This window comes from Acidobacteriota bacterium, from assembly GCA_018001935.1.
Classification (GTDB): Bacteria; Acidobacteriota; JAAYUB01; order JAAYUB01; family JAAYUB01; genus JAGNHB01.
This window is the reverse complement of the sequence record JAGNHB010000109.1, coordinates 1-2,907: the sequence shown is the minus strand read 5'-3', so window position 1 is coordinate 2,907 and position 2,907 is coordinate 1. Positions and strand designations below refer to the sequence as shown.

Annotated in this window: 4 protein-coding genes; 2 read left to right on the top strand and 2 right to left on the bottom strand. The window is 65.5% G+C overall.

Features of this window, described 5'->3' with window-relative positions; all coding sequences use genetic code 11:
• Positions 1-126 precede the first annotated feature (126 nt).
• Positions 127-393, bottom strand: a complete 267-nt coding sequence (locus KA419_21045) for a hypothetical protein (GenBank protein MBP7868421.1) — start codon at positions 391-393, stop codon at positions 127-129.
• 160 nt (positions 394-553) lie between these two features.
• Here KA419_21045 and KA419_21040 point away from each other — a divergent pair, with 160 nt between their 5' ends.
• A complete protein-coding gene (locus KA419_21040; GenBank protein ID MBP7868420.1) occupies positions 554-1,174 on the top strand; it encodes a hypothetical protein in 621 nt (206 codons plus the stop codon).
• Positions 1,175-1,483: 309 nt separating this feature from the next.
• On the opposite strand, the gene KA419_21035 is transcribed toward KA419_21040, so the two are convergent.
• Entirely contained in the window at positions 1,484-2,239 is a 756-nt protein-coding gene (locus KA419_21035) for a hypothetical protein (GenBank protein ID MBP7868419.1), read from the bottom strand.
• A 213-nt stretch (positions 2,240-2,452) separates the two neighbouring features.
• Here KA419_21035 and KA419_21030 point away from each other — a divergent pair, with 213 nt between their 5' ends.
• Positions 2,453-2,656, top strand: coding sequence for a hypothetical protein (locus tag KA419_21030; GenBank protein MBP7868418.1), 204 nt, complete (start codon positions 2,453-2,455; stop codon positions 2,654-2,656).
• The last annotated feature ends 251 nt before the right edge of the window (positions 2,657-2,907 follow it).

The following is a 2,907-nucleotide window of genomic DNA, read 5'->3' as shown; positions in this document are numbered from 1 at the left end:
AAGTTTGGCTTGCATTTTAACCCAACCCGGCGATAGTAAGTAGAGGGCAGAATCTTTGTTTACCAATCACTGTCCCAGAACGCTGCCCTGTTTGGTTCCGGCTCAGCCGGGTTGGGCTGTAGGGGTTTAGGCTGTAGGCTGTAGGTCCGGAGGGGTTCCCATCGGGGTCGGTATCGGTATCGGTATCGCAGTCGCAATCGGTATCGCAATCGGTATCGCTGTCGTTGCCACAATCGCTTTCGCTTTCGGGATCCGCAGCGAAACCTCGGCAGATCGGGCTGCAGGGAGGACCGCCTTCACATTTTTCTCCAGCTCCTTCCGGTCGAAGGTCCTCCGGATCCGCCGCTCCTCCTCGTCCAGGACCGGCTCCAGGGCTCGAAGGGCGACGAACAACAGCTGTTCATCCTCCGTTCCTCATCCCCCTGCCCGGCTCATCCTACCCCGAAGGCGGAGGGGGAAAATTCGCGGCCCGTCCGTCCAACTTCACGACACCGTGTCAGCGGCTCCCGGGGTTTGCCGGGGACCGCAATCCGCCGGCGCACCGGAGACCGACATGACCAAACGCCTGATCCTTGTCCTGACGCTGTTCGCGGGGCTGACCCCGGGGGGTTTTCACGTCCTGGCCGGCACACTGGAGTGGGAATGCCATGGCCCGTTGAAAGGGTACTCTTCAACGGTCACGGTTTCCCCCGTCAACCCCGATGTCCTCTACGCCACCGCGGTGGAAGACGGCGGCGCCACCTGGGCCCCGGCGAAGACGGGCATGGGCGACCAGACCGTCAACGCCCTCCTCATCCAGCCCACATGGACGAAAACGCTTTACGCGGCCACCCTCGCCGGGGTTTTCCGCTCCTCGAACGGCGGCCAGTCCTGGAAACCCATGAACACGGGCCTGTGGAACGTTTCCGTACTCTCCCTGGCCTTCCACCCGAAAAGCTTCGGCACCGTTTACGCGGGGACGAGCGGCGCCGGCGTCTTTCAGCGCACCTTTCTCTATGACCTGAACTGGGACGTCGTCTTCAACGCCCTGGATCTGGTTGTGGCAGCCTCGCTGCTCGGGGGGAACCTGGAGGGGGCGGACCTGGACGAGGACGTCGCGGACCTCGACGAGAACGGCCGTTTCGACGCGGTGGACCAGGTCCTGATGCAACTCGCCCAGGCGGAAGGGGATTGAAGCGGCAGAGCGGAAGCGTCGCCGGCGCCCGTCAAAGGGTCGGCGGAGGGGAGGGCGGTTTCGCCAGCCGGCCTGGCCCTGCTTCGGCAGGAACCCGTGGTTTCTCTTAATTCCTTCACATCCCCGGCGGTTGGACCCTGGCGTGTTCGCCAATAGTCGGAGAACAAGCGGGAAAGCGTCTGCAAGACGTTTGTTTGAGCCATCCCCCGAGGGTGATGGTACCTTCCGATTGAACGGACGGCATTCATGCCGCCCGTCGCTACCGAAATCACCGTTTCAGCGAGGGCGGCACCCTTTTTTGCGACCGCATCACTGCCGGGTGATGGTGACCGGCTCCGCCAGGCGGAAAGTCAGGCGGGCGCCGGCGGCGAGGGTCGCCGGGTCGCCGCGGGTGGCCAGGACCACGCCCGTCCCCGCCCCGCCGCCGACGAGAGCCCCGACCGCGGCGCCCTTCCCGCCCCCGGCGATCCCGCCGATCACCGCGCCGGCACCCGCGCCGACGCCGATCTTTGCGGCGTCCTTGCCGTGGGTGGTCCGGGCCTTCTGGGTGAAGGAGTCCGTCTTCAGGTCCACCGTCCGGCCGTCCGCCAGGGTGAGGCGATTCAGGGTCAGCACCAGGAAGGCCACCCCCTTCACCCGGCCGCCCGGGTTCGACTCCACGATGGTCCCGGACACGGCCGCGCCTTTTTCGGCGACGACCCAGTCGCCGTCCTCCAACGGAAGCGCAAGTTCAGCAGAGAAAGGCTGCCCCGACTTGTTGGCTTTCGTGGAGAGCCCGCTGGCGAGCTTGACCTCGAAGGTGGACCCGGCGCCCCAGGTAAAGGTGTGGGGCGGCGGGGGCAAGGCCTCGCCGGCTGGCGGCTGGCCTTCCGCGCCCGGTCCGGCGACCGGTCCGCCGGCTGCGGGCTGCCCTTCGAACCCCGGGGTCCCGGAAACCGGCTGGGCGGACCCGGTGACGGTCTGGGCGCCGTCGCCGCCGGGGGCCTTCGCGCACCCCGCAAGGACCAGGAAAAGGGAAACCAGGGCCAATCCCGCAATACTCGTGAAAACCCGGCGACTGTTCATGTCCGCACTCCTTTCAAGCGTTTCGGACAGTATATCCCGAGGTGGCATTTCCTGCAACGGGATAACCGCGGCCTCGCATGAGGCGGCGACAGCCTGGTTTTCCTGTTTCCGGGAAGAGGGCAGAACCTGTTCCCCCTCAAGGCTTCACGGCGTCCCCCCGAGGGGGTCGCAGACAGTCGGGAAACGGTACACGTCGTCACTCTCAGCATCCCCATGGAACCGCTGGAGGTGGGGTGGGCCGAGGTCGTCTCGGACCAGCCCCTGATCCTCTCCTCCGACTTCCAGTACTACGACATGAGCGTCTACCCGCCCCGGCTGGACTGGGCGGTGGGGGTGCTGCCGTCGCCCTCCTCGACCCTGTCCGTTTTCAACGCCAACGTCAGTTCCTCAGCGGAGAAGACAGGCGCCGAAAGATGACGTGGCGGCCGGTCGGCGGCGAAGAGGGCCGTGCCTCCGTGCCTTTGTGAGAGCTATCCGGACTCTTCTCACGGGGGCGCGGAGGCCGGGGGAAAGCGGTGGCGGACTCTCTTTCGACCGTGCACCAGCACTTTCGCAAGGGAAAAAGTTGGCATGATCTAACCCCGCCCTGATCGGGCTATCAGCTCGCGGAACGCCCGGGGTCACCTCACAAATCATTCTTGCAATATCAAGTTCCCTCTTGACTAGCC

Excerpts from the sequence above, each read along its gene's own strand:
- KA419_21030 (MBP7868418.1), top strand. The coding sequence starts at position 2,453 with ATGGAACCGCTGGAGGTGGGGTGGGCCGAGGTCGTCTCGGACCAGCCC.
- KA419_21040 (MBP7868420.1), top strand. The coding sequence starts at position 554 with ATGACCAAACGCCTGATCCTTGTCCTGACGCTGTTCGCGGGGCTGACC.
- KA419_21035 (MBP7868419.1), bottom strand. The coding sequence starts at position 2,239 with ATGAACAGTCGCCGGGTTTTCACGAGTATTGCGGGATTGGCCCTGGTT.